Consider the following 26,803-nt stretch of genomic DNA (forward strand, 5'->3'; position numbering starts at 1 on the left):
ATTATTTTTGAAAATTTTAGATAAACAGATTATAGCAGATGATTAAAATAGTTTCTTTTATAAAGCAAAAATGACTTATTTTTTTGTTTTTTACAAAACCATATTCACTATAATTTAGTTATTTTCATGATATTATCTTACGAACAATTTGACCTAATTATTACATATTAGGTTCCTTTTTTAAAACTTTGAAATTAGAGATAAAAAATGAGGTTCTGTCGCAAACTGACAATTGTGTAATTTTGTAGTATTATTTTATCACAAAAACAATTATGTTTTTCTATGTTAGATTTTACAGGTAGACATTTTGCTAAATTAATCATATTGTTGGTATCTATCATATCCACTAAGCTATAGGCATATAGAAGAGTTGATGAAGGAGCGAGGAGTAAGTGTAGATCATAGCACTATCAATCGTTGGGTTATTAAATATGCTAAAGAGCTTGAAGCTAACTTCAGTAAAACGTTCCTTAAATATGGCAGTTATATTAGTTGGAAAATTGATGAGACATACATCAAATACAAAGGAGAGTGGGTATACTTATACAGAGCGATAGATAAACATGGCTTACCGGAGAAAGTTAATATAGATAAATCTGGTGCTAATGAAGCTGCTTTACTAACTATTAATATCTTTCTATTTTTGCTTGGAATATGGCTAACTCATGGTATAGAGATTAGACAAAATAAGTATCTGAATAATTTGATAGAGCAGGATCATAGAAATATAAAGAGATTGACTCGACCCATGTTAGGGTTTAAAGCATGGGATTCTATGGAGTCTACTATAGCCGGTTACGAGTTGATTAACATGATCAAAAAAGGTCCGCACATTAATGCTGGTAAGATGACTGTATGGGATCAATTTTATGCTATAGCTGCATAACTGTATCCAAAGGATAACCATTTCAGGAAAATTGAAATTGATTTACCAGTTTGCGACAGAACCTCAATGTATATTGAGCATTTTAAAACATTTTAAAATATGGTACAAAACTAAACTTTTAAGTTTGGAGAACTGTCTTTTTTATTAATCGTTAAGAAATGGGAATAAGTCTATATTTATTTTTAACTTATTGTATATGGGTTTATAATCAACTGTAATTTCTTCATTTTTAGAAATATCTTTTATTGCAATTATTGTCCAATAATCATTATTATCTAAGTCTAATACACAATTAGGGGTTATGTTATGATTAATATATCTAGTAAATTTTGTTTGGGTATATAGAACATCTTTTATTAAATTACTTTTTGGTTTATCAAAAAGATGAGTTATTTCCTTAGAAATATTGGTTGTTAAAACAAAGGAAATACCAAGGCATGTATTTCTTTTTATTCGTGCCTTACTAAATAATCCTAATCCTTCTATATTTGATTTCTTTATCTGAGTGATTTTTTCTAATTCTAATATTTTTTCTATCATGTCAAAACAAGTTTGTATTTAAAATTATTCCTGTATTTAAAATATAACATTTTTTTATTCCAAATAAATGTTGTTTGAGGGCTTTTAAGGATCGTTTTTAAATTTTGCGTGAAAAGGATATGCCGAAGCGTAAAAACGCTTAAAAATGCTCTGTGATGTTCCATTATGGCGATAATTTGAAGTACTAGCTGTCTGCAAGACATCAGCAACGCTATTTTTTACAATGTCGGCAATGACAATGCAATCCACTAAGGTTATCGAAACCCACAAAAACCGCCTGCTTTATCAGACAGACGCAATAGCGTCCAATAGAGAAACATAATAGGCTCTACGCTGAAGCGTGTCGCCAGACTAACGAAACCTAAATAGCCGTTATTTAATTCGGTGCGAAGCACTAAGTTCTTGCAAGCTAAAACAAATCCATGATGGTGACATCTTGCTCAGCCATGAACATTAATCAATCCAAAATCTAACGAGCCACTTTTGACTTTGCTTAATAGCTCAATATGCATTGACCTAACGGCAATGCTGTTTCGCGAAAACATTTAGGCGATTTTATCGCCGTTTTTAAATAAATTTGTTGTTATATTTTTTTATAACAACTAAGTATTATAGGGCTTTTTTTTGAATCCTCTGTAAGCCTTATGTGTCAATGCACACAGAAGATTTTTTTTTATTATTATGCGACAGAACCTCTCTTATTCTAAATAAAAATAGCTAAACTTTATATTCTTCTTTATTTTTCATATCCAATATATTCGACTGAATTATTAGCTACTTCAAACTTAAATATTACTAGTCTAAACCTAAACAGAAACATGCCCTCAGTGATATTATCTTCTTTGACTCTTCTAATAATCTCTTCTTCTAGAGATTCATTTGTGTATCTACATAAATCAAAAATACTTGTAAAATCAGTATATAATTTTTCAAAGTTTATAGTTTTCATTATTCTTTGTAATGTAAAATAAATCTATACAACCAAATATACATTACGGTAAAAGTTATCTCTATTAATAATTCTACTAAAAATAGTTTTTCTAATCCCCCAGGTAGCCCCATGCGCAAAGGAGGAAGTAGAGATTTTTTAAGATTTATTTTTTCTTCTATGTTTAAAAAGCATAAAGAAAGTTTTCCTAAAGACCATGTTTTAGAAAAACAACAAGCTTTAGAACTGTTAGATAAATCAAATGATTATAGTATTACTTGGTTAGGGCATGCTGCTTTTTTGATTAAGCTTAATGAATATTTTATTGTTACAGATCCTTTTTTAAGTAAAAATGCTGGGCCTGGATTTTTAGGACCAAAACGAGAAATATTTTCTCCTTTAGATTTAAGTGAGCTTCCAAAAATTGATATGCTTATTATTAGTCATAATCATTATGATCATTTAGACTCAAAAGTTATAAAGAACTTTCCAAATAAAGAAAATATCAAAGTAATAGTACCACTAGGGCTTAGCAGTTTCTTTATCAAAAGAGGGTTTAAAAATGTAACAGAAATGAACTGGTGGCAAGAGATTAATATAAATAATATTACCATAGGCTGTTTACCATGCGTTCATTTTTCTGGGAGGGGTTTATTTGATAGAAATAAAACTCTATGGGCCAGTTTCTCAATCAAAGATAAATACAAGAAAATATGGTTCTCAGGTGATACTACTTATGGCGATGTATTTAAAGAAATTGGCAAAAAAGAAAAGGATTTTGATCTAGCTTTGATAGGTATAGGAGCATATGAGCCTCGTGATTTTATGTGTTCTGTACATGCTACTCCGGAAGAAGCAATTCAAATAGCCAAAGATATCAAAGCGACCAAAACCATAGGCATGCACTGGGGAACTATCAGACTTACACCAGAGCCTTTTTTTGAGCCACCTAAAAGATTCAAACAAGCAGCTATAAATCAAAAATATGGCGATGATAATGCTTTGATTTTAAAAATTGGTGAAACTATAAATTTAGAAATCTAATAGGGTTGATTAGAAATTAACTAGCATTCGAGTACAGCTAATCGCAATAATAAACATAAGAATCCCCGTAACTCGTTCTACCCACTGCCAAACAACTAATTTTTGGATAAATTTTCTTAGAAAAAACCAATTACAACAAATCAATGATTATTTTGATATATCAAATATTGTATATTACGCTGATTGAATAGTATTACTTCTAATTTTAAATAAATTATTTCTTTTATAAAAAATCCTAAGTCCCATAATAAAACTAATAACTGATAATACACTTATAATACTTAGCATAAAACCAATCGATGGATTCATACTTGATGCAATAATACTTATCAAGAAAATCCCACACATTTGCATAGATCCATAAAAAGCACTAGCTACTCCTTTCATATTATCAAATAAACTCAAAAGATTTGCTGCTGAAATTGGTATCACTATTCCACAAGCTAAGAAAAAAATAGCAAGAATAAATAAAAAATCAAATAGCCCTAATAGATTTAATAAATCTAAAATTATCAATATATTAGATGATAAGAACATGAGAAATAATCCAAACAGTATAACCTTATTTTTATCCATATACTTAAGCAATATCATTGATGTCAAAAAACGTGAAACAATTATCATCATTAATAAAAGTGTTGAGATCATACCAAAGACTACTGATGTTAAATGATAATCCTTGATCAATATAAACGATCCTATTACATCAAACGAAATCCCTCCTGATAAACCAGTAATAATAAAAAGTAGATAAATCCAAAATTTCTTATTTTTTGCAACAATTAGATAATTACTGACTAAATGACTAATATTCATTGCTTTAGGATTTTTATCTTTATTAGTTTCTGGTAATAAAAGAAATACAGCAATAAATAAACTAACTGCAAAAATAAACATAAAAATAAAATTGCTCTGCCAACCAAAATGAAACTGTAAAAAACCACCAATAACTGGAGAAATAGCTGGAGCTATGGCAAAAAATATACTCATCCAAGATACTGCTTTTAAAAAGTGTTCTTTTCTAAAAGAGTCCTGAACCAGTGTTCTAGCCAAAGTAATTAAAGCTCCTGCACCGAGACCCTGTATAGCTCTACTAAAAATTAGAAATATAATAGAATGAGAGAGAATACATAATATTGAACCTAAAGCAAAGATTATAGATCCTATTAAAATTAAAGGTTTCCTACCGTATTTATCTGATGCTGGTCCATAGATAAGCTGAGATATAGCCATTGTTACAAAAAAACTTGAAACTGTCATTCTAGATAATGATGAACTTGTATCAAAATAATCTGTAATTGCTGGAAGAGAAGGTGTAAACATCATCGCACCAAAGAAATAACCGCAACCTAAAGCTATTGTAAAAATTGTTAGCATTACAACACCTAAAGGTTTTTTTCTGACTAAAATCATAGGAAGAGTCTCTTTTTTAAATTATTGAACACTTGATCAATAATATTATCACCTAATGATCGATCGTTCAATAGAATTTAAAACATACTATCTGCTATAATTTCTAAAAAATTATGAAACTCTTAAAATTAATGGAATCTAAAACTCATAAAACTGCTAAAAAAATTATTAAATCTGCAAAAGTGTTATTTCTTGAAAATGGTTTTAATGGCACATCTATTAGAGATATTGCTAAAAAAGCTAATGTACAAAGCTCTCTTATATATCATTATTTTTCTAATAAGACTGACTTATGGAAAGCTGTTAAAGAATCTTTAATAAATTCTGAAACATTTTCTGATATCAAAGACTGTATAAAGGAAGATACATTTGAAGAGTTCTTAAAAAAGCTAGTCAAAGCAAGGTTTAATATTCATACAAAAAATCCTGATATACTAAAAATGTTAGACTGGCAACGCTTAGAAAAAAACTCTTCTTTATCAGGTATAAAAAATCAACAAAAATTCGCATCATTTGATCAACTTGAAGAAAAAATAAAAGATTTTCAAAATAATGGACAACTATCCAAAGATTTTTCTGCTAAATATGTCCTTCTATTTATATCATCTGCAACATTAACTCCATTTATACGCTCTTATGAGTTAGATAAAGATATATTAGAAGAAAATGACTTTATTAAAACAACCACTACGCTTTTATTAAAAGCATTCAAATAATTATAAAACTAAATATTTCTCGCAAAAACAATAAGTGTTAATCCTAAAATATAAGTTATAAACATTAGTACTATCAACTTACTTGTACCTTTTGGTGCTTTGGCAAATTCTTTCCAAATAAATACACCCCAGAATGCCGCTATCATTGTTGCACCTTGACCCAAACCATACGAGATAGAAGGTCCTGCAATACCAGAAGCTATAAAGTTAAGACAAGATCCAATCCCCCAAATCACACCTCCTAATATACCAATAGTATGCAACCATGGCGCACCTTGAGAGAAATAGTCTTTAAACTTAAGTTTCTTGCCTGAAATAGGAAATTTAATCATCCAACCATTGATTACAAAGTTAGATACAAAAATACCTACAGCAAATATAAAACTTGCTGTATATGGTGTCATTAAGCCAGCTTGAGGAGTTACAAAATCATTTGAGATTGATTTAATAACCAATGGATAGAAAAAGCCCATTAAAATACCTGAAATAATAGAAACTATAAATCCTTTAAGCATATTTTTGTTTTTGTTATCAGAAATACGCTTATATATGACAGCATCAATAATAATTGCTGCAAGTACGCTCAAAACTCCTAAAAACAAGACTACAGGCTGACCTAGAGGTGTTGCTATATAGTTTGTAATCACACCTATGACTAGAGCCAAACCAATAGCTAAAGGAAAAGCTACAGACATCCCCGCAATATCAATAGCAGCTACAAGTAGTATATTAGCTAAGTTAAAAACCACACCACCCATAAAAGCATAAATAAAACTCTCAGATGAAGCTTGAGAAATATCACTAAAGAATGATCTACCTTCTGTACCAAAACTTCCCATTGTTATAGCTAAGACAAAAGATACTATCAAAATCCCTAAAGCATAATCCCAATAATACTGTTGAAAAGGCCACTCTTTTGTCGAGAGCTTTTGTGTATTTGCCCAAGAACCCCAACATAGCATCGTAATTATACAAAAAAATACCGCAACACCGTACGAGTGTAGTACAACCATTTTAAATCTCCATATATTATATTTTTTGTTCTAGATAAGTATTCAATTTCTCTAAAGTAGGTGCTGAATCTTCTGCTCCCTCTATAGTTACTGCTAGAGCTGCTGCTGTATTAGCTATCTCGATTGATTGTTCTATAGATAATCCTTTGTCTAGACAAAATGCCAAAACACCATTAAAAGTATCTCCTGCAGCTGTAGTGTCTACCACATCTACTTTTTTGGTAGCAAATAATTTTTGTTCTTGACCATTATTTTTTGATAATAAAGCGCCTTGTTCGCCCAAAGTTATTATAACAATAGCTACACCCTTATTATGCAGCTCTTTTGCTGCCTGCTTAGCTGTATTTACATCTTTGACCTCTATACCTGACAAAATAGATGCCTCAGTCTCATTTGGTGTCAAAATATCTACCTTTTTGAGTAGCTCTTGAGGTAGCTCTCTAGCTGGAGCAGGGTTTAATATAAAAGTTTGTTTATCAGAGATCTTGTCTGCTAAATACTCAATAGTTTCCAAAGGAGTTTCTAGTTGGGTTAATATGATTTTTGCTTGTTGGATTTTTTGGTTATGTTTATCCAAAATTTGCTGATCTAACTTGGTATTAGCACCCATTACTACATTAATAATATTTTGACCTTGGTTATCAACACAAATAAAAGCCAAGCCTGTATTACTACCAAAATCTTGATTGATAGTTGAACTATCTAAGCCTTCTTTTTTATAAAACTCTAAAAGCCTATCCCCAAAACTATCTTTACCAAGGTTTGTAATAAAAGTTACATTTTCGCCAAGTCTTCTTGTAGCTACAGCTTGATTAGCTCCTTTACCACCACAAAACTCTTCATAATTTTGACTTATTATCGTTTGACCTTTTTGTGCAAGTTGATCAACTTTTACAACTAAATCTCTATTAGCGCTTCCTACAACAACTACTGACATATTGATTTCTATATTTTTTATGAGTAAGTTATTATAAGGCTTTATCGATTATAGCTCTATAAAATACACGGTAATAATTATTATAGATCTGAAATACTTAGATAAATATAAAGAAAACTACACCTCCAAACTCTTACTAACGATTTCAAAGACATTTTTACTAGGATTAGAAGCTTTGATTTTCTCAAGAGCATCTTTCATCATAGCTTGTCTATCAGAGTCATAGCGTTTCCAGCTCATTAGATTACGAGCCATTCTAGCAGCAACTTGATGATTAAATTTATCAAGCTCCAGTACTGTATCCGCCATAAAAGCATACCCTAAGCCATCTTTACGATGATATTGTGAGAAATTAGCTCCAAAGCCACCAATTAGCGAATAAACTTTGTTAGGGTTTTTTGCATTATATGCAGGATGATTAACTAAGCCTTTAACTATATCTAAAGCTGACCCATCAGATATTTGAGCTTGGGATACTAGCCATTTATTTACAACTAAATCCTCATGCTTCCAATAGTTATAGAACTCATTGATAGCATTATCACGAATTTGCTTATCATTAGACTTTAACAATGCTGAAAATGCAGTTTGCTGATCTGTCATATTATCAGCATTATCAAATAGTTGTTGTGCTAGCTTTGCACCTTGACTTTGATCACTAGCATTCATCAGATAACTCAAGCAGACACCTTTTAGTTTTCTTTTAGCAATTTGCTCAGCTGATAGGCTATATAGCTTATTATCATTACATTGTTGATATACGGCCAACCAATCATCTTTTAGCTTATCTGCTAGCTGATTCATAACTTTTTTGCGAGAGTTGACAATATCATCAACCATAATTGTCGGCATTGCCTCAGCAATTATAGACTCTGTTGGTATCATTAGAGCATCACTAATTAAGGCTTTATCTAAATCTTTATCATGTAAAATTGATTTAAAAGCATTTAAAAAATCTGTATCTACATCGGCATTGTTTAATATCATTTTAGTAGCTAATTGCTGTAAAGAGTCCCAACGATTAAAAGCATTATTATCATACTTAACGATATGTAATAGCTCTGATTCAGCACGCTCATGCTCAACCTTCACAGGTGCCGAAAAATCTCTAAATAAAGAAGCTACTGGCTTTGCAGTAATATTCTCAAAAGTATAGGTTTGCTTTTGCTCTGTTAGCTCAATAACTTGCTCGGCGATATTTTCACCTTCTGGAGTAATAAGCCCCATACTAACTGGTATATGAAGAGCTTGTTTTTCTTTTTGATCTGCTGTTGGCGGAGTAGTTTGCTCTAATGTTAGACTATAAATTTGATTTTCTGCATCATAGTTCTCAGCAACTTTAATGCTTGGTGTACCTGATTGAGCATACCATCTTTTAAATAAGCTAAAATCACGATTATTAGCATCTGCCATAGCATTTACAAAATCATCACAAGTAACAGCTTGTCCATCATGTCTTTCAAAGTATAGTTTCATACCTTTTTGGAAGCCTTCTTCGCCTAGTAAGGTATGAATCATACGAATTATCTCAGCACCTTTATGATAAACCGTTACAGTATAGAAATTATTCATCTCAATGTACGACTCTGGGCGGATAGGGTGAGACATTGGACTAGCATCTTCAGCAAATTGAGCACTTCTAATAATACGTACATCGTCTATACGTTTAACATCTCTAGAGTTTAAATCAGAAGTAAACTCTTGGTCTCTAAATACAGTCAAGCCTTCTTTTAAGCTAAGCTGGAACCAGTCTCTACAAGTAACTCTATCGCCTGTCCAATTATGAAAATACTCATGTCCCACTACACTTTGTACCAACTCAAAATCTTTATCAGTAGCAGTCTTATCGCTAGCCATAATATATTTGGTATTAAAGATATTTAATCCTTTATTCTCCATTGCACCCGCATTAAAATCAGGTACGGCTACAATCATAAAAGTATCTAAATCATACTCTAAGCCAAACCTATCTTCATCCCATTTCATAGAGTCTTTAACAGCTTGCATTGCATAATGACATTTATCTATATCTTGTTTAAAAGCGTATATTTCTAAACTAACTTTACGTTGTGATTTTGTGATATAAGTATCTCTGATACTTGCCAAATCTCCAGCTACAAGAGCAAATAAATAGCAAGGCTTCTTAAATGGATCTTTCCATACTGCAAAATGCTGAGTATCTGAAATATCTCCAGACTCAACTTTATCGCCATTTGATAAAATTACTGGATATTTTTGCTTGTCGGCTATTATTTTGACTGTATAAGAAGACATCACATCTGGTCTATCTATATAGTAAGTAATTTTTCTAAATCCAGTTGCCTCACACTGGGTGCAAAACACCTCTCCAGACTTGTATAAACCTTCTAAAGATGTATTAGCCTCAGGATTAATCTCTACGACTGTTTCTAATACAAACTTTTCTGGAGCATCATCTATGATTAATTGGTTTTCATTAACTATAAAATCTGTATTTGATAGCTCTTTATTATCTATTTTTATAGATAATAGTTTCAAATCATTACCATCTAAAACCAGTGTGTTATTTTCACGATTTGCTGGATTAGCTACTATATGTAAACTTGCTGTCGCTCTAGTTTTTGACTCATCAAGTTCAAATTTTAGATGTGTTTCATTTATAAGATAATTACTTGGCTTGTAGTCTTTTAAATATTTAATTTCTGGTTGATTCATAGTTAGGGTGATATTAGATATTTTTATTTAGAATAGCAGTAGCTAAATATTGTTGCAATTATATATACTAACTATGAATTACTTTTAATACTTATAAATTAAAATAAAGTGTGAAATAAGATGCTAGTAGTCTCTTATAACCTCAAAAACTTCTTTTAACTTCTGTTGATCTTTTTGTCCTGGCTCAGATTCTACACCAGAATTAATATCATAAGCAGAACATCTTAGTTCTATTGCTTTTGCTATATTTTTAGGATTCAGACCGCCAGCAAGTATTATATTTTTCCTATCTTTGATAAGACTCCAATCAAAAGCTTTACCAGTACCACCTGATTTACCATCTACTTGAGCATCCAATAAGTGATAATCTACATTAGCAAAAAACTCTGGGACAGTTTTGTCAATTCCATAAGCTTTCCATATCTGACAGTTTCTATGTAGTTTTGATTTTAGTGCATCTATATATTCTTGATTTTCGTCACCATGCAACTGCACTGCACTAAGTTTCAAGCCATAAGCAGTATTTACAACATCTTCGATGCTAGCATTAGCAAATACACCTACATAGTTTAATCTAACTTTTTTAGTTATTTGTTTTGCCATGGCAAAATCTACACAGCGAGGAGATTTCTCTACGAATATAAATCCTCCATACACTGCTCCGGCATTATATGCTTTTTGAGCGTTTTCTACAGAGGTAAGGCCACATACCTTATTAAAACCATATATAAGCTTTCTAACAGCAAGTTCTAGATTGCGTTCACTCATAATAGAACTACCTATCAAAAAGCCATTAACATAATTTCTTAAATCACGGATTTCTTGATTTTTATAAATTCCTGATTCTGAAATAACTATTGTTCCTTTAGGTATTTTTGGCGCCAAAAGACGCGTAGTATTTAGATTAATAGAAAGATCTCTTAGATTACGATTGTTAATACCTATAACTTTTGCTTTGAGTTTGATAGATCTTTCAAGTTCTTCTTCATTACTAACTTCAGTTAAGATACCCATACCTAAACGATTAGCTACTTTTGCTAGTTTCTTATACTCATTATCATTCAATACCGAAAGCATCAGTAACACTGCATCAGCTTGATAATACCTAGCTAAATATATTTGATACTCATCTATAATAAAATCTTTACAAAGTATAGGTTGAGTTACTTGCTTTCTAACAATCTCTAGATTTGCAAAGCTACCCATAAAAAATTCTTCATCTGTAAGTACAGATATTACATTTGCGTAATTTTTATATACTGCTGCTATTTCATTTAGATCAAATTTTTTACGGATAACTCCTTTAGAAGGAGATCCTTTTTTACACTCTAGAATAAATACTGCTTTGTCTGATTCTAAAGCCTGATAAAAATCTCTATCTGTTTTTATAACTTCTTTTTTGAATACATCTAGTGGAAATAATCTTTTTTTTGCAAAAAGCCAATTTCTTTTTGCTTCAACTATCTTAGCTAATATAGTTTCCATAATACTTATTATTTATATAATTTTATGAAGTATTTTAAACGAAAAAACAATAAAAGTTGAATTTTTCTGTACTTTGTTGATTTGAAGATTATTTATTTTAAATATTCGACATTAACTTCAGCATAATCTTTAATAGGATTATATCTATCAAAATCTGCTTTATAAGCTCTCTTTTTAGAATTATCTGCCCAAATTTGTTGCCATTTATCAATAATAGCATCAGGTAGCTCGCCTTCAACACGGTACGTTTGATGGTTAAGCTCAATTTGCACAGAATTTAACCCTGTTGGTACCTCAAAAGACTCAGCCACCTCATAACCTATCAAAAGAGTATATGGAGCCGTATGATCGCCTTCATAGCCATAATAAACAGATATTATATCCTGAGATATATTTTGACCATTAAGATACTCTAATACCTCACTATTAAAGAAAAGCTCCCAAGCTTCTTCAAGCAAATCTTCCCTATCATTAGAAACTTTTGATGCTACACCTACTACTTTCATATTTCCCTACACTTTTCTATATTATTAAACTAACCAACCTTTAGATTCTGCTATGTTTATTTGTTGCTTTACATAATCCCAAAGTTTAGGGGCTATTGTTTTTAATTCTTTGTTTATCTTTAACACTTTCTCTTTGCATGTCGGACCATTTATAACCCATCCACCACCATTACTTGCCATATTTCTATATACAGGGATAGATTTATCAATTGCTTTAGCATATTTAGCATCCGTAGATGAACTTTTTTCAAACTCTAACCAAAGCTTTTTTAATTCTTTAGCATCATATTCTGGCATTAAAGAAAATACTTTATCTAAAGCTAGTAACTCTTTCTTGTGTTGCAATTCCAGTATTGCCTCATCATCAAAAGCATAAGTATCTCCAGCATATATTTCAACTATATCATGTATTAATAGCATAGTTAAAACTCGTTCCATATTTATATTTTCTTTAGCAAAATCTTTAAATGTTATAGCCATCAGAGCAGCATGCCAACTGTGTTCTGCGGTATTTTCTCTACGATTATTATCTGAATAAACTAAACACCTACGATATATACTTTTTAGCTTATCAACTTCAACTATAAACTTTACTCGTTGCTCTAAATCAGTCATATAATTTAATCTATCTTGTTAAACATTCTGCATAGCTAGATGGTATATTAAAAGGTGTTATATTACTATATTTCCAATCTATATTTTGCCAAACTTTATTTACTGTTACATCACGACCGCAGCCTGTACGATAATAGCAATATCTTTTAGGATTTTTATGATGATAATCTTGATGATAACTTTCTGCTTTATAAAAATGTGTAGATGGTAAAATTTGAGTATACACAGGTTGGTTATATTTTTTAAATTCTGCTTTTAATTTTTTAGTAACATCTTCAGCAACCTGTTTTTGTTTATCATCGCTGTAATATATAGCTGATTGATATTGCTCACCTTTATCACAAAACTGTCCTTTAGAATCTGTAGGATCTATACGACGATAAAAATACTCTACTAAATCTTGATAACTAATTTTAGTAGGATCATATACAACCTCTACTGATTCTTTGTAGTTTGTAATACCTGCAGATACTGTTTTGTAAGTAGGATCTTTTTGCAAACCACCGTCATAACCAGAAATAATCTTTACAATACCATCATGGCTTAAATCTTGATGTTTTTGCATATATTCAAAATCTGATTCTAAACACCAAAAACAACCACCTGCAAATACAGCTTTTTGATATTTAGTATCACTATCAGCTGAAAAAACTAAACTACAAGATAATATCGATAAACTATATATTATTTTTTTCATGGTTATTGTCCATTATAATTTTGATACATCTTATGATATTTATAATAAAATTCATCTTTATCAACAATAATATCATTATTTTTATGCTCTTCCCAAAAGCATTTATTTAGCTTTATAGTAGCTCTATTGTACGGCTGTGCTGGAGAAGTAATTTCAACAAATATATATGGAACTTCTCTTCCTGTGGTATTGTCTTTAATAAAACTAACAACATATTTTGCTCTACTACTTTCTCTAGAAACAGCCATATTAGATGACATAGTATAACCATCTAAATCATATTTACTTGGATTATATATATCATTTAAGAACATAATAGCTAACTCTCTAGAGTATCCATTTTTATCATTAACCAATTTTGATATTTGCTCTGAATTTTTGAGCAAAGTATCTAAAGAGTCATAACGAGATATAGATTCTGGGGGAACAAAATATGTATGTTTTTGCAAATCTAGAGAGGTTATAGAGTTAGTTTCAATTAGATAATCATTCGATTTTTTAATTTTATAATCGAGTTGTAAGTTATTATATGCTGTCAATTTAGCAACTTGATCTGCAAAGTAATAACTTGCCAAATTTGAATAATTATTTTTAAAGCTTGTTCTTCCAATATAACTACAGATAAATTGATTAGACATAAATACTTTATTATAAATACCTACCATGTCTTTATTAAATCCTTTACCGTACATATTATTCAAAATACTTATGCACTTCTTATTTTCCTGGAAATCTTGATAACCACTTATTTTTAATGATTTAAAGTATGTTTTTTTTACAGTATTAGGGTTTGATATTACAATCTCTACAACCTCATAAATATCTTTTTTATTTTTATTATGTTGCGCAAATGATAATAACATAGGAACAGCAAAAGGCTCTTGTTCAGTACTTTTATTATTAAAATTATAAACAGCTTGTTTAATTATTTTATTTACATCATTTAATGTAGCAGCGTTACTAATTAAATATCTATTAAACTTATCAGCCATATTTATAATAGAAGGAGTATATTCAGATAAATTATCACCTGTACTTCCTAACTGTGAACTATCATAGTTATAACTCATAGACAAATTTTTTTCATTTGTTCCTGTAGAGAAAATATTTGGATCTGGTTGAGATTGGCTATATTGTAAAGAAATATATTTATAACCTTTTTTTGGTACATGAAAAACTACATTTTCTTGCCTTAAGAAATAATATGTTGAATCGTATCTATTAAAAGTTACGTCTCTACTTTTAGCAAAAACATAATTATTTTTACCATCATTTTTAATAAAAACTGTACAAGTATATCCAGAATTCAATATTAATAATCCTAATATACAAATTCCTATTTTTTTGATTTTATTTATCATAATTTATAACTTTTTGTAATGTATCAAAACATTTGCCTGATTTTATAAGCTCTAATATTTCTTGAGTATTTTGTTTTAGATTATCTTTACCATAAAGCTTCATAAGCATAGCTACATTTACAGCAACCGCAGCATTATGCGCTTGTTTACCCTTACCTTGAAGTATTTGCTTTATAATCTCTCTATTTTGCTCTGGTAAGCCACCTTCAAGATCTTTGATTGTATATGTATCTATACCAAAATCTACAGGAGAAACTTTATATTCCGTTATCTGATTATTTTGTATTTCAGCGACATAAGTATCATCATGTATTGCTACTTCATCTAAGCCACTACCGTATACTACAACTGCTCTATCAATTCCAAGATTAATTAGAGTTTTTGCCATTGGCAAAATTAAATCTTTTGAGTAAACTCCTATCACAACCTTATTTGGTCTAGCTGGGTTTATCAAAGGTCCTAAAATATTAAAAATAGTCCTTGTTTTTAAGATAGCTCTAGCCTCTTTTATATACCTAAAACCTCCACTATAAAATGGCGCAAATAAAAATCCAAGATTATATAGTTCTAAACATTCTTTTGTTTGCTGTGGTGATAACTCTATATTGACACCAAAAGATTCTAAAAGATCAAAAGAACCTGATTTACTTGATACACTTCGACCACCATGTTTAGCAACTTTATAACCAGCTGCCGCTGCAACAATCGCAGCTGTTGTAGAAATATTAATAGTATTAAACCCATCTCCACCAGTCCCAACTATTCCAGCTAAATCTCCATTTATTTTTGGGAACTCTTTTGTATTATCAAGTAGAGCTTCTACTGCGGCTGCTATTTCTGTCGAAGTTTCTTGTTTTAGTTTAAGAGCTATTAATATACTAGTTTGTAAAGGTAACTCTATTTGACCTTTGATAAAATAATCAAAAAGCTGATAACTTTCTTCATAATTAAGATCTTCTGAATTAAATAATTTTTCTACAATATCTCTTAAACTAATCATTGTTGCACCCATCTAACTATATTATCTAAGAGTTTAGAACCATGTATAGTCATTATTGATTCAGGATGAAATTGTAAACCACAGACCTTATTTTTATCATCTACTACAGCCATTACCAAATCATTAACTTCTGCCACAGTTTCTAGGCCAGTTGGTACCTTAATAGCTACCAAAGAATGATATCTAGCCACACTCAATGGTGATTCTAAACCTTCAAAAATACCATGCTTTATAAATTTAACTTTAGCAGTTTTACCATGAACAATTTCGTTAGCATGAGATACTATACCACCATAAGCTTCAACTATAGCTTGATGACCTAAACATATTCCTATAATTGGTACCTTACCTTTAATAACTGATATAAGATCAACTATACATCCTGCACTTGCAGGACTGCCAGGACCAGGCGATATCACAACTATGGGATTATCAGTTGAGTTAATTTTATCCAAAAGAACTTCCAGATATAAATTATTTCTGAATACTTCGACATTATTTCCTAGAACTCTAAATTCATCCACCAAGTTATAAGAAAATGAATCAAAATTATCTATAAATATAATATTAGCCATTAACTACACTCCATGTACATTTTTGATAGCTGATATTACAGCTTGTGCTTTTGTTCTAGTTTCATCAGCTTCTGCTATAGGTATAGAATCCAATACTACACCTGCACCTGCTTGAACCTCTGCTATTTCATCTTCAACATATGCAGAACGTATAACTATGCAACTATCTAAATCACCATAACCATTAAAATAACCAATAGCTCCGCCATATCCACCTCTAGTCTGTTTTTCGACTTCTGATATTAACTGCATTGCTTTTATCTTTGGTGCACCTGTTAATGTACCCATATTCATAGAAGCCTGATAAGCATGCAAAGCATCCAAATCATCAGCAAGTTGACCTACTACTCTAGAGACCAAATGCATAACATGACTATACCTATCAACCTTTAAAAGATCAGCAACATAGCGAGTACCAGTTTTCGATATCCTTGCAACATCATTACGTGCTAAATCTACTAACATCATATGCTCTGCATTTTCTTTAGCATCTAATCTAAGCTCTAGCTCAATCCTACTATCTAAATCTGCATTAATACTACCATCTGGATTTTTTGCTCTTCTACGTGTGCCTGCTATAGGATATATTTCTACTTGATTCGTAGATTTTTGATATTTTAAGGCACTTTCTGGCGATGCTCCAAAAATAATAAAATCTTCATCTTGCATATAAAACATATACGGGCTAGGATTTGTACGTTTAAGCTCTTTATAAACTTCCAAAGAATTTTGACATGGCAAAAAGAAACTTCTTGAAGGTACAACTTGGAATATATCACCATTTATAATATGTGATTTTAGTTTATCTACTACACCACAAAAATCTCTATCACTTATTGATTCTTTAGGTTCTAAATTTCCAAATTTTTCAACTTTTAACTCTATATCATTATTTATATTTTGCTTAATTACAGCAACGCTATCCTCTAGTTCTGATATTGTTTGATGTCCAAAACTATTAACTTGTATAAATGTATTTTTTTCTTGATGATCACTTACAAGTATTGTATCAGCTAGATAAAATACATAGTCGGGACATTTATTCTTACGTTTTACTTGACCTATTTCTTCAAAACTACCAACAACATTATAAGCAAATAAACCAGCCAAAAAAATACTAAATTCATTATATATTTCAAAGCTATCTTTTATAATTCTTAAAGCATCAAAAACTGACTGTTTTTTTAATTTTTGATGTTCATTAAATTGATAATCTTTTATTGATTTAAAAGTTAATATTAATTGTTTGTTATCATATTTATATTCAATATTATCTTTGATGTTTTTTTGTATCTCTTTTAGTGCATATTCACCATTTTTGGACAATGGTTTCATAAAAACTTTGTTTTCAATACAAGCTATACGTAAGGCACTATTTAGTACCAAAATACTTTTGAGTTTATCTTTTGTATCTATTTCTGCTGATTCTAACAATATAGTATTTTTTTTGTTAGTACATAAATTAGCAAAACATCTATTTAAATCTTCTTGATAATCTAAATTATAGATATGTGATGCTAAAAATTCTTCTGGCTTTTTTATTGACATTTAATCACCTTTTATATTATCAGAGAATATTTCTTTTACTCTTTTAGAACAATCTTTTAGAGCGTTAGAACATCTTGTAACTGTACAAATACTTATACCTACTTCCTTAGATATTTCTCTTTGTGATTTTTCTTTTTTTAATAACTCTTTTGTCAAAAGAACTCTTTTATTTAATTGCTCTTTTTCTTCTTTAGTTAATAAAAAATCACAAATAATATCAATATCTTTGGAATCTGAAGTTTCAGATAAGATATTTACTAATTGTTGCCATCCTTTATTTGAATTCATAAAAAAATATCTTTAATGTAATTGTGTAATGGTACATCATTACATTAAAGATAACAACTTATCTTTATATACAAATAAAAAGTAATATAGATTTTATCGAAATATTTTTTTAGATATTTAATAGTTAAAATTTATTGAGTTTTTAAGAAAATATAAAAAATTAAGGTCTAGATCAAGATATCAGAAGTAAAAAGGGGAAAACTGAGTTTTAAGAACTAGACCTTAATGAGAATATGGCGGAATGGACGGGACTCGAACCCGCGACCCCCTGCGTGACAGGCAGGTATTCTAACCAAACTGAACTACCACTCCGTATTTATGGTGCCGACTGCCGGAATCGAACTGGCGACCTACTGATTACAAGTCAGTTGCTCTACCTATTGAGCTAAGTCGGCGACTATGAGTAAGTATTATAGCTCTTTTTATTAAGCTGTCAATAATGTTTTGTATTTTTTTTTAATTTAATGGAATTATATCGTATTGATTGTATATATGACTACTTTCAGCTTTTAGATGAATGTTTTTATCGATTTCAAGTTCCAGTTCTGCTAACCATATAGATTCTTCTTTTTCTATATAGTCAATAATCTTTTTTGAAGACATAAGTAAGAAATTATTATAATTTGGATAATTTTTTGATTCTGATTTAATTTCTCTAAATATATCATAACAAATTGTCTGTAATGTTTTGACGCTTCCTTTACCTCTACAGTGATCACATGGCTGGCATAGTGTTCTTAATAAACTCTCATGTACCCTTTTACGCGTCATCTCGACCAATCCTAGCTCTGAAATATCACTGACACTAGTCTTGGCCTTATCAAGCTCTAATTCTTTCTTCAGAGCCTCTAAAACTTGATTTTTATGTGACTCATCCATCATATCAATGAAATCTATAATTATGATACCACCTAAATTTCTTAGCCTTAGCTGTCTAGCTATTTCTTTTGTAGCTTCTAAATTTGTCTTAAATATAGTTTCTTCTAGATTTTTTGTTCCTATAAAACCACCTGTATTTATATCGATAGTTATCATTGCTTCAGTCTGTTCGATAACCAGATATCCTCCTGATTTGAGATATACTGTTTTATCTAAAGCTTTGTTTATTTCTGTATCAATATCATATTCTTCAAAAATATTATGTTTTTGATAAAGCTCTATTTTATCTCTTAATCCAGGAATGTATTTATCAGCAAATTGACAAATTTCTTTGTATGAATCTATATTATCAACATGAATTTTATCAGGATTGTCATTAGCAAAAATATTAATTGTTTTAATTATTAAACTAAAATCCTCATAAACAACACCTGGTTTAATTATAGTACTTGAAATATCCAAAATATCTTGCCATAGGTTATTTAAAAACTTGATGTCATTTTCTAGCTCTTCATAACTTGCACCTTCTGCAGCAGTTCTTAATATGTAACCTCTAGGATTTTCACTTTGAGTTATTTTCTTAATAGAATCTAATAATCTTTGTTTTTCTTCTTCTTTATTTATCTTAAGAGATATACCTATATGATCTAAATCAGGCAAGAAAACTAAAAATCTTGATGATACAGATAAATGTGAAGTTAGTTTTACACCTTTATTACCTATACTTTCTTTTACAACTTGAACTAATACTTCTTGGCCTTCTCGTAACCATTTATTTATATCTTCAGTATTTAGTTTGTTTAATTTAAAATTTTCATCAGATTCTTCATCATCTTTTTCTAGAGGTATAACTTCTGATAAATGTAAGAAACCTGCTTTTTCTAATCCTATATCTACAAATGCTGCTTGCATACCAGGAAGTACTCTTATTATTTTACCTTTATAAATATTTCCTACTATTCTTTTTTGGTTATCTCTTTCAATTAAAATTTCTTTAAGAATATTATTTTCTTTTATAGCTATTCTTTGTTCATATTTATTTATGTTTAAAAATATTTCAGTATTTAATGACATTAGAAAAAAGTTTTTTATCTTATTAACATCAATTATAAAGAAAAAATTTTTTTTTTATATTTTTGATCATTTTTCTTTTACTTATTTATATATAACTTAATTTCTTTTTCTTTATATTATTATTTATTATGTGGATATTTTCTTGTTGATAACTCTTTAAAACACAAATATATCAATAGATTTGGGTATTTTACAAAAGATGTATAAGTATGTAAAAAAGTGGATGAAAGAGCCTGAATAAAAATGTGGATAATTAATCATCAAATTTATCAACAAAATTATTAACATATTTGTGAATAAGTTATTTAACAACTGTTTTGACAAAAAATAAACAAATTAATTAACATGATTATCCACAGGTCTGAGTAATTATGTTTGCTTATTTTTTTTTATTGCAATAAAATCTAACACATTCAATTAATCTATTATGCCTACTATTGGTTATCCTTTATAAATTAAAGGTTATTGGGACATTTTTTTGTTATGACTACATGGAATAAGTGTTTAAAAAAAATAAAAAAAAACCTTTCTACGTTTGAATACAAAACGTGGATTAAACCTATTCATGTAGAGCAAAATAGTAACTTATTCACAATTTATTGTAATAATGAATATTTTAAAAAACATATAAAATCTAAGTATGGAGCACTTATTTTATCAACAATAGAAGAGTTCCATAGTGGTGATTTGCTTATAGAATATTCTAATAAAAAATTCTCTGGAGAAAAATCTCCAGAAGTTACTTCAGTTGGTCCACAAGCTAATTTTTTCAATCAAAAAAGTGTTGAAATAAAAGATGATTCTGAAGAAGTTAGTTCAAACCAAGAGCCTAAGAAGAATCAAAAGAAATTATCTTCCAAAAAATCTGCCTCCCAAGAATTATTTGGTTTTGATGAAGCGATGCTTATCACGGATAAAGATGATCAAGAATATTTTTTTGGTTTACCATTAAAAGAAAAATATGTTTTTGATAATTTTGTCGTTGGTGATGCAAACAAAATAGCTAGAGCAGCAGCTATGCAAGTATCTATTAATCCTGGTAAATTGCATAACCCATTATTTATATATGGTGGCAGTGGACTTGGTAAAACTCACTTGATGCAGGCTATTGGTAATCATGCTAGAGAGGTTAATCCAAATGCTCGAATCATATACACAAACTCTGAACAATTTATTAAAGATTATGTAAATTCAATTAGATTACAAGATCAAGATGAGTTTCAGAGAGTGTATAGATCTGCAGATATTCTTCTTATAGATGATATTCAGTTCATAGCAGGTAAGGAAGGTACCGCTCAAGAGTTTTTCCATACTTTCAATGCATTATATGAGAGTGGCAAACAGATTATTTTGACTAGTGATAAGTATCCAAATGAAATAGAAGGTTTGGAAGAAAGATTAGTTTCACGTTTTGGATATGGTCTAACAGTTTCTGTAGATATGCCAGATTTAGAAACTAGAATAGCTATTTTGCTTAAAAAAGCACATGATTTAGGTCAAAAACTACCTAATGAAACAGCAGCATTTATTGCTGAGAATGTACGTACGAATGTTAGAGAGTTAGAAGGTGCTTTAAATAGAGTACTTACGACTTCTAAATTTAATCATAAAGATCCTACTATAGAAGTGGCACAAGCTTGCTTAAGAGATGTTATAAAAATACAAGAAAAGAAAGTGAAAATAGATAATATCCAAAAAGTGGTTGCTGATTTTTATAGAATAAGGGTAAAAGACTTAACTTCTAATCAAAGAAGTAGAAATATAGCTAGACCAAGACAAATAGCAATGAGTTTAGCACGTGAACTAACATCTCATAGTTTACCAGAAATTGGTAATGCTTTTGGAGGTAGAGATCACACTACTGTTATGCACGCAGTCAAAGCTATAACTAAATTAAGACAAAGCAATACTTCAATATCTGATGATTATGAGTTGCTTTTAGACAAGATTTCTCGTTAAATAAAAATAGGAACTATTATCAAAGGGGTTTTTAAAAATGAATTTTGTACTAAATAGAGATGACTTACTAAAGCCTTTACAGTCAATGTTATCAGTGGCTAATAGTAAAAGTACAATGCCTTTATTATCATGCATATTGTTTGATATAGATAACAATAATCTTAAAATTACTGCTTCAGATCTTGATACAGAAATATCATGTAATATAGCTGTTAGTTGTAATACAAACATAAAATTAGCGTTAAATGCTGACAAAATATACAATATTGTTAGAAGTTTAAATGATAACTCTATGATCGACTTTAGAATAGATGATAATAAAGTTACAATTATTTCTAATAATAGTACATTTAACCTTATATCACTAAATGCTGATAATTATCCTTTAATTGACAGTAATATTAATGAGCAAGCAAGCTTTGATCTTTCTCAACAAGACTTTCATCACATTATCTCAAAAGTAGATTTTTCTATGGCTAATGATGATACTAGATATTTCTTAAATGGGATGTTTTGGGAAATTAACTCAAATTTATTAAGAGCAGTATCTACAGATGGACACAGAATGTCTATTACAGAGTCTATAGTAGATAGTAAAGTTTTAGATAGTGATTCGCAGTCAATAATTCCTAAAAAGGCTATTTTAGAACTCAAGAAAATAGTTGGCAAAACAGAAGAAAATATCAAAATATGTTTAGGTAAGAACTATCTTAAAGCAGAATTTGGTAATTATGCATTTATATCAAAACTTATAGATGGTCGTTATCCAGATTATCAAAAAGTAATTCCTAAAAATAACACTAAGCTTCTTGCTGTAGATAAGCAAGTTTTGAAAAATTCATTGTTAAGAACATCTATCTTAGCTAATGATAAATACAAAGGTGTACGTTTGAATATATCTCAAGGACAAGTGCTTTTATCTGCAAATAACCCTGATAATGAAAAAGCAGAAGATAAAGTAGAAGTTCAATATAATGATAATGATATGGAAATATGCTTTAACTATAAGTATATTCTAGATATTATAAATGTTCTAAGTGAAGAAACTATGACTATTTATCTTGATAATCCAAATATGAGTGCTTTGGTTAAGGATGAAAAAGATAATAGCTTGTTCATCATAATGCCAATGAAAATCTAGATTTTACTAATCTTCTTAATTTTTTACTATCGTATCGTCACTGAATAATTTTATTGATTAAAATCTATTTATTAAGAATAATATATTTGTTTTTGGATACAAATCTTAAAAAATAGGTGAAATAAAATTATGAAAAATACAAAAAAACCTAGCTTATTTACTGCTATAGCATTAAGCGTTGGTACTATGCTTGGTAGTGGATGGTTATATGCTTCTTATTATGCATCACAAGCAGCAGGAGCAGCATCAATTTTCTCATGGATTATTGGAGCTTTTGTAGTTCTTTTAATGGCTTTCTTATTATCAGAACTAGCTGTGAAATATCCTACAAATGGATTATTTACGCGATTAGTAACTATATCACATAATCAGCATTTTGGTTTTGTAACAGGATTATCAAACTGGATGCTAGGGCTTATAATTGTACCGTCAGAAGCTATGGCTACAACACAATATATTTCTTCTATATATGAGCCTATTACTCCTTATGTATTTAGCAATGGTGAACTTACTTTTGTAGGTGTTTTGGTAGTTGCAGTATTTATGCTATTGTATACATTGATAAACTATTGGGGTATCAAATCTCTATCAAAAATCAATAACTCACTGACATCTCTAAAGATAATAATACCTATAGCTACATCTGTGATAATAATGATAGCAGCATTTCATTCAAGTAATTTTGGTGGTGAAAATGTTAAATTTATGCCAGATGGAGTTAGTGGTATTTTTAATGCTATTGTTACTTGTGGTATATTTTATTCATTTTTTGGATTTCAGATGGCAGCTAGTTTCTCAGCAGAGCTAGATAATCCTAGAAAAAATATTCCAATAGCATTAGTTAGTAGTGTATTGATAGTATTATTCATATATTTATTATTACAAATATCATTTATTGGTGGCGTACCTGAAAAAATGCTAGAGAATGGTTGGGGTGGCTTAAATTTTGAATCTCCTTTAGCTCAATTAACAGGAATATTAGGTTTAAATGCTTTAGCTTTGGTACTTTATGCAGATGCTCTGCTTAGCCCATCAGGAACAGGTATTATCTATCTAGGTGCTAGTACTCGTATGTTAAATGAAATGTCAAAAGCAAAACAAATGCCTGGTTATTTTGCTAGAGTAACTGAGGGTGTAAACGTTTCGCGTACTTCGTTAATTTTTTCATTTATCTGCTCGATTATTTTAATATTTTTCTTTAGAAACTGGCAGATGATAGCTTCTTTAACAACGACTTTTATACTAGTATCATGTATAGCTCTACCTATTGCATACGCAAAACTCAAAGCTAATAAAGCTGATCCTTTACCTTTGAGTTATCTACCTTTTTCTAGAACTATAGCTTTTTTAGTATATATGTTTTTGACATATTTATTGATGATTGCAGGAGTGCTTAATTTAGCGGTTGCTCTAGTTCTACATATAGTATTTTTTATAATATATGCATATATAGATAGCAAAGGAGATTTTTCTAAAATCTTAAAAGCATTTGCTTCATCATGGGTTATTTTTGCATACTTAGTATCTGAATTAGTATTTGGATATATATATGAAAATATATCTTCTTATAACTTATTTACGCTAGTATTTGTAGTTATATCTGCTGCTTTATATGTTTTATTGATAAATCAAAAAAGTTATACGAATGTTACAAATTAAGGCTTTATAATTTTTATATTAAACTCTTTTCTAATTTCTGAAAGAGGTATATTTAGATATTCATCATAATTATACCAATCCCATTTTTTTGACATTTTAGAAGCTCTAAAAACAGTTAATAAACATATAGGAATATACCTAAGCATTACCAAATAGACAATAAGTTTATATTTATATTTTTTGAGATAACTATCTATAACAGTTTTATAATCAACAAAATTAAAAAACTTTTTGTAACCCTTGACTGTGACATTACTACCTAATAAAGTCCAAGTATCATTTATAGCTTCACCTCTAATTTCAAAGGGAACAGTTCCAAATAAAATATGGGTGATATCATGATTTCTAAACCATTTGCTAGCTTCATCATGTCCATTGTTTGAGTTTAGAAAAGAATAATTTTTATTATATTCTTCTAGACTCTCGTGTAATGTTAATTTACAGTTTTGTTCTAAATATTGCATTGAGAAATTTTAGAAAAAAGAATTTGAATATATAGATATTATAAGACATAAATATAGTAATTAGTTATGAAAAATAGATGTCCGAAGATTTATTCAGCAGAGTTTTCCTTATTTGAATCACAACATTTACTAGCTTGATTTTTGTTACAAGGACAGTCACATTTAGGACCACAGCCACAGTGGCCTTTTTTATGGTATTTAGCGGCAAATAGTACTAAAACGATAGATATAACTACAAGCCATGTATTTTCGTGCACAGAACCAGGAAATATACATAAAATCAGCGTTATAATTTTCAATGCGACAGCAACTCCCAATACCGTTAAAAAGACAGCTAACGCACAAAACCAAAACTGCTTACAGCAAGAATCATTTTCTTTAAATGGACATTTCATTTGTATTCTCCTAAGATTTTTAATGACATTTATATTTTATCAAAGAAGTAGTGATCTATCATAGTAAATAATAAGTTAGAAATTTAGTTTAATGTTTAGTTATATAGTTAAGACTAACAGCAGATAGGATGATGATTAAAGATATCCAAACAGTTATGTTAGAAGGATCATGGTTGATTAATATACCAAAGATAACTCCAAACAAAGGTACTAAGTAGTTAGTAAAAGAGGTAAAAACTGGACCAGCGACTTTTATCAAAGAAGCATAAAGAAAATATACAATACCAGCACAAAATATACCTAAATATACTAAAGAAGACAGTGCAAAAGTAGAAGAATGAATGCTGGCATAGCTTGGCTTAAATATAATCAGTAAGATAGATAACTGTAAAGTTGAAGCAATAAGAATATTTCTTGAAACAATAATGGGATTATCGTGGAAACAAGATTTACTTAAAAGCAATAAAGCTAGCGCAAAGGATGTAGTTGCTAATAGTATTGCTAATATCCCATATATATTTATTGAATGATTGTCAGCTACTAAATTTGGATAAAATAATATTAATAAACCAATAAATCCGACTGAAATACTTAAAATATTAGCAAAAGTTATTCTAGAATTAACTACTAATGGTCCAAGTAAAACAACAAAAAAAGGCACTGTTCCAGTAAGAATAGCAGTAATGGATGGACTAGTGAATTTTTGACCCCATGGTATTAGCATAAAAGGCATTGTAGCTTCAAGAAAAGCTATTAAGGAGTAAATAGCAAAATCTTTTTTGAATGATTTAGATTTTAAACCTAAAAAATAACAAACAAAACAAAGAATCAAACAACCAATAAATGATCTAGCAAAAGCAATCAAAATTGGTGGAAAATGTTCGATAGCTTCTTTTTGAAAGATAAATTGTGAGCCCCAAATAAGTCCTATGGCAAATAGTAAAGAATATTTTTTAATCATTTTTATAAATATCTTAAATTAATAA

The 26,803-nt window shown here is 29.5% G+C and carries 24 protein-coding genes, 2 tRNA genes and 1 pseudogene; 6 read left to right on the top strand and 21 right to left on the bottom strand.

Going from position 1 to position 26,803, the window contains the following annotated elements:
• The first annotated feature begins 282 nt into the window (after window positions 1-282).
• A pseudogene (locus F3D59_RS00205) lies at window positions 283-886 on the top strand (IS6 family transposase).
• A 144-nt stretch (window positions 887-1,030) separates the two neighbouring features.
• Here F3D59_RS00205 and F3D59_RS00210 read toward each other — a convergent pair.
• Together F3D59_RS00210 and F3D59_RS00215 are read right to left on the bottom strand one after the other, a co-directional pair.
• Window positions 1,031-1,426: an SET domain-containing protein-lysine N-methyltransferase gene (locus tag F3D59_RS00210; RefSeq protein ID WP_150463347.1), complete on the bottom strand. Its 396-nt coding sequence runs from the start codon at window positions 1,424-1,426 to the stop codon at window positions 1,031-1,033.
• Window positions 1,427-2,162: 736 nt separating this feature from the next.
• Window positions 2,163-2,375, bottom strand: coding sequence for a hypothetical protein (locus tag F3D59_RS00215; protein WP_149368972.1), 213 nt, complete (start codon window positions 2,373-2,375; stop codon window positions 2,163-2,165).
• Window positions 2,376-2,486: 111 nt separating this feature from the next.
• Between F3D59_RS00215 and F3D59_RS00220 the strand changes: the two genes are divergently transcribed.
• Window positions 2,487-3,398: an MBL fold metallo-hydrolase gene (locus tag F3D59_RS00220; RefSeq protein ID WP_150463348.1), complete on the top strand. Its 912-nt coding sequence runs from the start codon at window positions 2,487-2,489 to the stop codon at window positions 3,396-3,398.
• A gap of 174 nt (window positions 3,399-3,572) precedes the next feature.
• On the opposite strand, the gene F3D59_RS00230 is transcribed toward F3D59_RS00220, so the two are convergent.
• The gene (locus F3D59_RS00230; protein ID WP_150463349.1) at window positions 3,573-4,811 is read right to left on the bottom strand and encodes a multidrug effflux MFS transporter; all 1,239 of its coding nucleotides are present in this window, start codon (window positions 4,809-4,811) and stop codon (window positions 3,573-3,575) included.
• A 131-nt stretch (window positions 4,812-4,942) separates the two neighbouring features.
• Here F3D59_RS00230 and F3D59_RS00235 point away from each other — a divergent pair, with 131 nt between their 5' ends.
• Complete coding sequence (locus F3D59_RS00235) at window positions 4,943-5,527, top strand: TetR/AcrR family transcriptional regulator (RefSeq protein ID WP_052471598.1); 585 nt, start codon at window positions 4,943-4,945, stop codon at window positions 5,525-5,527.
• 8 nt (window positions 5,528-5,535) lie between these two features.
• On the opposite strand, the gene F3D59_RS00240 is transcribed toward F3D59_RS00235, so the two are convergent.
• The 15 genes from F3D59_RS00240 to F3D59_RS00310 all read right to left on the bottom strand — a co-directional run bounded on the left by F3D59_RS00240 (window position 5,536) and on the right by F3D59_RS00310 (window position 20,199).
• The gene (locus F3D59_RS00240) at window positions 5,536-6,540 is read right to left on the bottom strand and encodes a GRP family sugar transporter (protein WP_150463350.1); all 1,005 of its coding nucleotides are present in this window, start codon (window positions 6,538-6,540) and stop codon (window positions 5,536-5,538) included.
• A gap of 16 nt (window positions 6,541-6,556) precedes the next feature.
• Complete coding sequence (rbsK, locus tag F3D59_RS00245; RefSeq protein WP_150463351.1) at window positions 6,557-7,477, bottom strand: ribokinase; 921 nt, start codon at window positions 7,475-7,477, stop codon at window positions 6,557-6,559.
• A 117-nt stretch (window positions 7,478-7,594) separates the two neighbouring features.
• Entirely contained in the window at window positions 7,595-10,171 is a 2,577-nt protein-coding gene (gene pepN / locus F3D59_RS00250; protein WP_150463352.1) for an aminopeptidase N, read from the bottom strand.
• A gap of 123 nt (window positions 10,172-10,294) precedes the next feature.
• Window positions 10,295-11,656, bottom strand: coding sequence for a bifunctional indole-3-glycerol-phosphate synthase TrpC/phosphoribosylanthranilate isomerase TrpF (gene trpCF, locus F3D59_RS00255; RefSeq protein ID WP_150463353.1), 1,362 nt, complete (start codon window positions 11,654-11,656; stop codon window positions 10,295-10,297).
• 92 nt (window positions 11,657-11,748) lie between these two features.
• A complete protein-coding gene (locus tag F3D59_RS00260; protein ID WP_012280261.1) occupies window positions 11,749-12,162 on the bottom strand; it encodes a GyrI-like domain-containing protein in 414 nt (137 codons plus the stop codon).
• 24 nt (window positions 12,163-12,186) lie between these two features.
• Entirely contained in the window at window positions 12,187-12,777 is a 591-nt protein-coding gene (locus tag F3D59_RS00265; RefSeq protein ID WP_150463354.1) for an HD domain-containing protein, read from the bottom strand.
• 10 nt (window positions 12,778-12,787) lie between these two features.
• Complete coding sequence (gene msrA, locus F3D59_RS00270) at window positions 12,788-13,474, bottom strand: peptide-methionine (S)-S-oxide reductase MsrA (protein WP_150463355.1); 687 nt, start codon at window positions 13,472-13,474, stop codon at window positions 12,788-12,790.
• Between the two features lie 2 nt (window positions 13,475-13,476).
• Window positions 13,477-14,835, bottom strand: a complete 1,359-nt coding sequence (locus tag F3D59_RS00275) for a hypothetical protein (protein ID WP_150463356.1) — start codon at window positions 14,833-14,835, stop codon at window positions 13,477-13,479.
• The gene (gene trpD, locus F3D59_RS00280; RefSeq protein ID WP_191092402.1) at window positions 14,825-15,835 is read right to left on the bottom strand and encodes an anthranilate phosphoribosyltransferase; all 1,011 of its coding nucleotides are present in this window, start codon (window positions 15,833-15,835) and stop codon (window positions 14,825-14,827) included. Before trpD ends, F3D59_RS00275 begins: the two co-directional genes overlap by 11 nt.
• The gene (locus tag F3D59_RS00285) at window positions 15,832-16,410 is read right to left on the bottom strand and encodes an aminodeoxychorismate/anthranilate synthase component II (protein WP_150463358.1); all 579 of its coding nucleotides are present in this window, start codon (window positions 16,408-16,410) and stop codon (window positions 15,832-15,834) included. Before F3D59_RS00285 ends, trpD begins: the two co-directional genes overlap by 4 nt.
• Before the next feature lie 3 nt (window positions 16,411-16,413).
• Window positions 16,414-17,958, bottom strand: a complete 1,545-nt coding sequence (locus F3D59_RS00290; protein WP_150463359.1) for an anthranilate synthase component 1 — start codon at window positions 17,956-17,958, stop codon at window positions 16,414-16,416.
• A complete protein-coding gene (gene trpR / locus F3D59_RS00295; protein WP_146421547.1) occupies window positions 17,959-18,246 on the bottom strand; it encodes a trp operon repressor in 288 nt (95 codons plus the stop codon).
• 234 nt (window positions 18,247-18,480) lie between these two features.
• Window positions 18,481-18,558 (bottom strand) — tRNA-Asp (locus F3D59_RS00300).
• A 7-nt stretch (window positions 18,559-18,565) separates the two neighbouring features.
• A tRNA-Thr gene (locus tag F3D59_RS00305) sits at window positions 18,566-18,641 on the bottom strand.
• A gap of 61 nt (window positions 18,642-18,702) precedes the next feature.
• Window positions 18,703-20,199, bottom strand: a complete 1,497-nt coding sequence (locus F3D59_RS00310; RefSeq protein ID WP_013923729.1) for a ribonuclease E/G — start codon at window positions 20,197-20,199, stop codon at window positions 18,703-18,705.
• A 483-nt stretch (window positions 20,200-20,682) separates the two neighbouring features.
• Between F3D59_RS00310 and dnaA the strand changes: the two genes are divergently transcribed.
• From dnaA to F3D59_RS00325, 3 genes are all read left to right on the top strand, one after another.
• Window positions 20,683-22,158, top strand: coding sequence for a chromosomal replication initiator protein DnaA (gene dnaA / locus F3D59_RS00315; RefSeq protein ID WP_150463360.1), 1,476 nt, complete (start codon window positions 20,683-20,685; stop codon window positions 22,156-22,158).
• Window positions 22,159-22,195: 37 nt separating this feature from the next.
• Window positions 22,196-23,299 (top strand): DNA polymerase III subunit beta, encoded by a 1,104-nt coding sequence (dnaN, locus tag F3D59_RS00320; RefSeq protein WP_150463361.1) that lies wholly within the window; start codon window positions 22,196-22,198, stop codon window positions 23,297-23,299.
• Window positions 23,300-23,428: 129 nt separating this feature from the next.
• On the top strand, window positions 23,429-24,958 hold the full coding sequence (locus F3D59_RS00325; protein ID WP_149368985.1) for an APC family permease: 1,530 nt from the start codon (window positions 23,429-23,431) through the stop codon (window positions 24,956-24,958).
• Here the strand turns inward: F3D59_RS00325 and F3D59_RS00330 are convergent.
• The 3 genes from F3D59_RS00330 to F3D59_RS00340 all read right to left on the bottom strand — a co-directional run bounded on the left by F3D59_RS00330 (window position 24,955) and on the right by F3D59_RS00340 (window position 26,778).
• Entirely contained in the window at window positions 24,955-25,422 is a 468-nt protein-coding gene (locus tag F3D59_RS00330; RefSeq protein ID WP_150463362.1) for a hypothetical protein, read from the bottom strand. The two genes, F3D59_RS00325 and F3D59_RS00330, sit on opposite strands and share 4 nt — an antisense overlap.
• Before the next feature lie 89 nt (window positions 25,423-25,511).
• Window positions 25,512-25,817: a hypothetical protein gene (locus tag F3D59_RS00335; RefSeq protein ID WP_004286827.1), complete on the bottom strand. Its 306-nt coding sequence runs from the start codon at window positions 25,815-25,817 to the stop codon at window positions 25,512-25,514.
• Window positions 25,818-25,905: 88 nt separating this feature from the next.
• Entirely contained in the window at window positions 25,906-26,778 is an 873-nt protein-coding gene (locus tag F3D59_RS00340; RefSeq protein ID WP_150463363.1) for a DMT family transporter, read from the bottom strand.
• Window positions 26,779-26,803: the final 25 nt, after the last annotated feature.

Origin of the sequence: Francisella sp. XLW-1 (assembly GCF_008711455.1) — a bacterium.
GTDB lineage: Bacteria > Pseudomonadota > Gammaproteobacteria > Francisellales > Francisellaceae > Francisella > Francisella salimarina.

Bases quoted from the DNA above. Each gene is read 5' to 3' on its own strand.
- F3D59_RS00210 (WP_150463347.1), bottom strand. From the start codon at position 1,426: ATGATAGAAAAAATATTAGAATTAGAAAAAATCACTCAGATAAAGAAA.
- F3D59_RS00215 (WP_149368972.1), bottom strand. From the start codon at position 2,375: ATGAAAACTATAAACTTTGAAAAATTATATACTGATTTTACAAGTATT.
- F3D59_RS00220 (WP_150463348.1), top strand. From the start codon at position 2,487: ATGCGCAAAGGAGGAAGTAGAGATTTTTTAAGATTTATTTTTTCTTCT.
- F3D59_RS00230 (WP_150463349.1), bottom strand. From the start codon at position 4,811: ATGATTTTAGTCAGAAAAAAACCTTTAGGTGTTGTAATGCTAACAATT.
- F3D59_RS00235 (WP_052471598.1), top strand. From the start codon at position 4,943: ATGGAATCTAAAACTCATAAAACTGCTAAAAAAATTATTAAATCTGCA.
- F3D59_RS00240 (WP_150463350.1), bottom strand. From the start codon at position 6,540: ATGGTTGTACTACACTCGTACGGTGTTGCGGTATTTTTTTGTATAATT.
- rbsK (WP_150463351.1), bottom strand. From the start codon at position 7,477: ATGTCAGTAGTTGTTGTAGGAAGCGCTAATAGAGATTTAGTTGTAAAA.
- pepN (WP_150463352.1), bottom strand. From the start codon at position 10,171: ATGAATCAACCAGAAATTAAATATTTAAAAGACTACAAGCCAAGTAAT.
- trpCF (WP_150463353.1), bottom strand. From the start codon at position 11,656: ATGGAAACTATATTAGCTAAGATAGTTGAAGCAAAAAGAAATTGGCTT.
- F3D59_RS00260 (WP_012280261.1), bottom strand. From the start codon at position 12,162: ATGAAAGTAGTAGGTGTAGCATCAAAAGTTTCTAATGATAGGGAAGAT.
- F3D59_RS00265 (WP_150463354.1), bottom strand. From the start codon at position 12,777: ATGACTGATTTAGAGCAACGAGTAAAGTTTATAGTTGAAGTTGATAAG.
- msrA (WP_150463355.1), bottom strand. From the start codon at position 13,474: ATGAAAAAAATAATATATAGTTTATCGATATTATCTTGTAGTTTAGTT.
- F3D59_RS00275 (WP_150463356.1), bottom strand. From the start codon at position 14,835: ATGATAAATAAAATCAAAAAAATAGGAATTTGTATATTAGGATTATTA.
- trpD (WP_191092402.1), bottom strand. From the start codon at position 15,835: ATGATTAGTTTAAGAGATATTGTAGAAAAATTATTTAATTCAGAAGAT.
- F3D59_RS00285 (WP_150463358.1), bottom strand. From the start codon at position 16,410: ATGGCTAATATTATATTTATAGATAATTTTGATTCATTTTCTTATAAC.
- F3D59_RS00290 (WP_150463359.1), bottom strand. From the start codon at position 17,958: ATGTCAATAAAAAAGCCAGAAGAATTTTTAGCATCACATATCTATAAT.
- trpR (WP_146421547.1), bottom strand. From the start codon at position 18,246: ATGAATTCAAATAAAGGATGGCAACAATTAGTAAATATCTTATCTGAA.
- F3D59_RS00310 (WP_013923729.1), bottom strand. From the start codon at position 20,199: ATGTCATTAAATACTGAAATATTTTTAAACATAAATAAATATGAACAA.
- dnaA (WP_150463360.1), top strand. From the start codon at position 20,683: ATGACTACATGGAATAAGTGTTTAAAAAAAATAAAAAAAAACCTTTCT.
- dnaN (WP_150463361.1), top strand. From the start codon at position 22,196: ATGAATTTTGTACTAAATAGAGATGACTTACTAAAGCCTTTACAGTCA.
- F3D59_RS00325 (WP_149368985.1), top strand. From the start codon at position 23,429: ATGAAAAATACAAAAAAACCTAGCTTATTTACTGCTATAGCATTAAGC.
- F3D59_RS00330 (WP_150463362.1), bottom strand. From the start codon at position 25,422: ATGCAATATTTAGAACAAAACTGTAAATTAACATTACACGAGAGTCTA.
- F3D59_RS00335 (WP_004286827.1), bottom strand. From the start codon at position 25,817: ATGAAATGTCCATTTAAAGAAAATGATTCTTGCTGTAAGCAGTTTTGG.
- F3D59_RS00340 (WP_150463363.1), bottom strand. From the start codon at position 26,778: ATGATTAAAAAATATTCTTTACTATTTGCCATAGGACTTATTTGGGGC.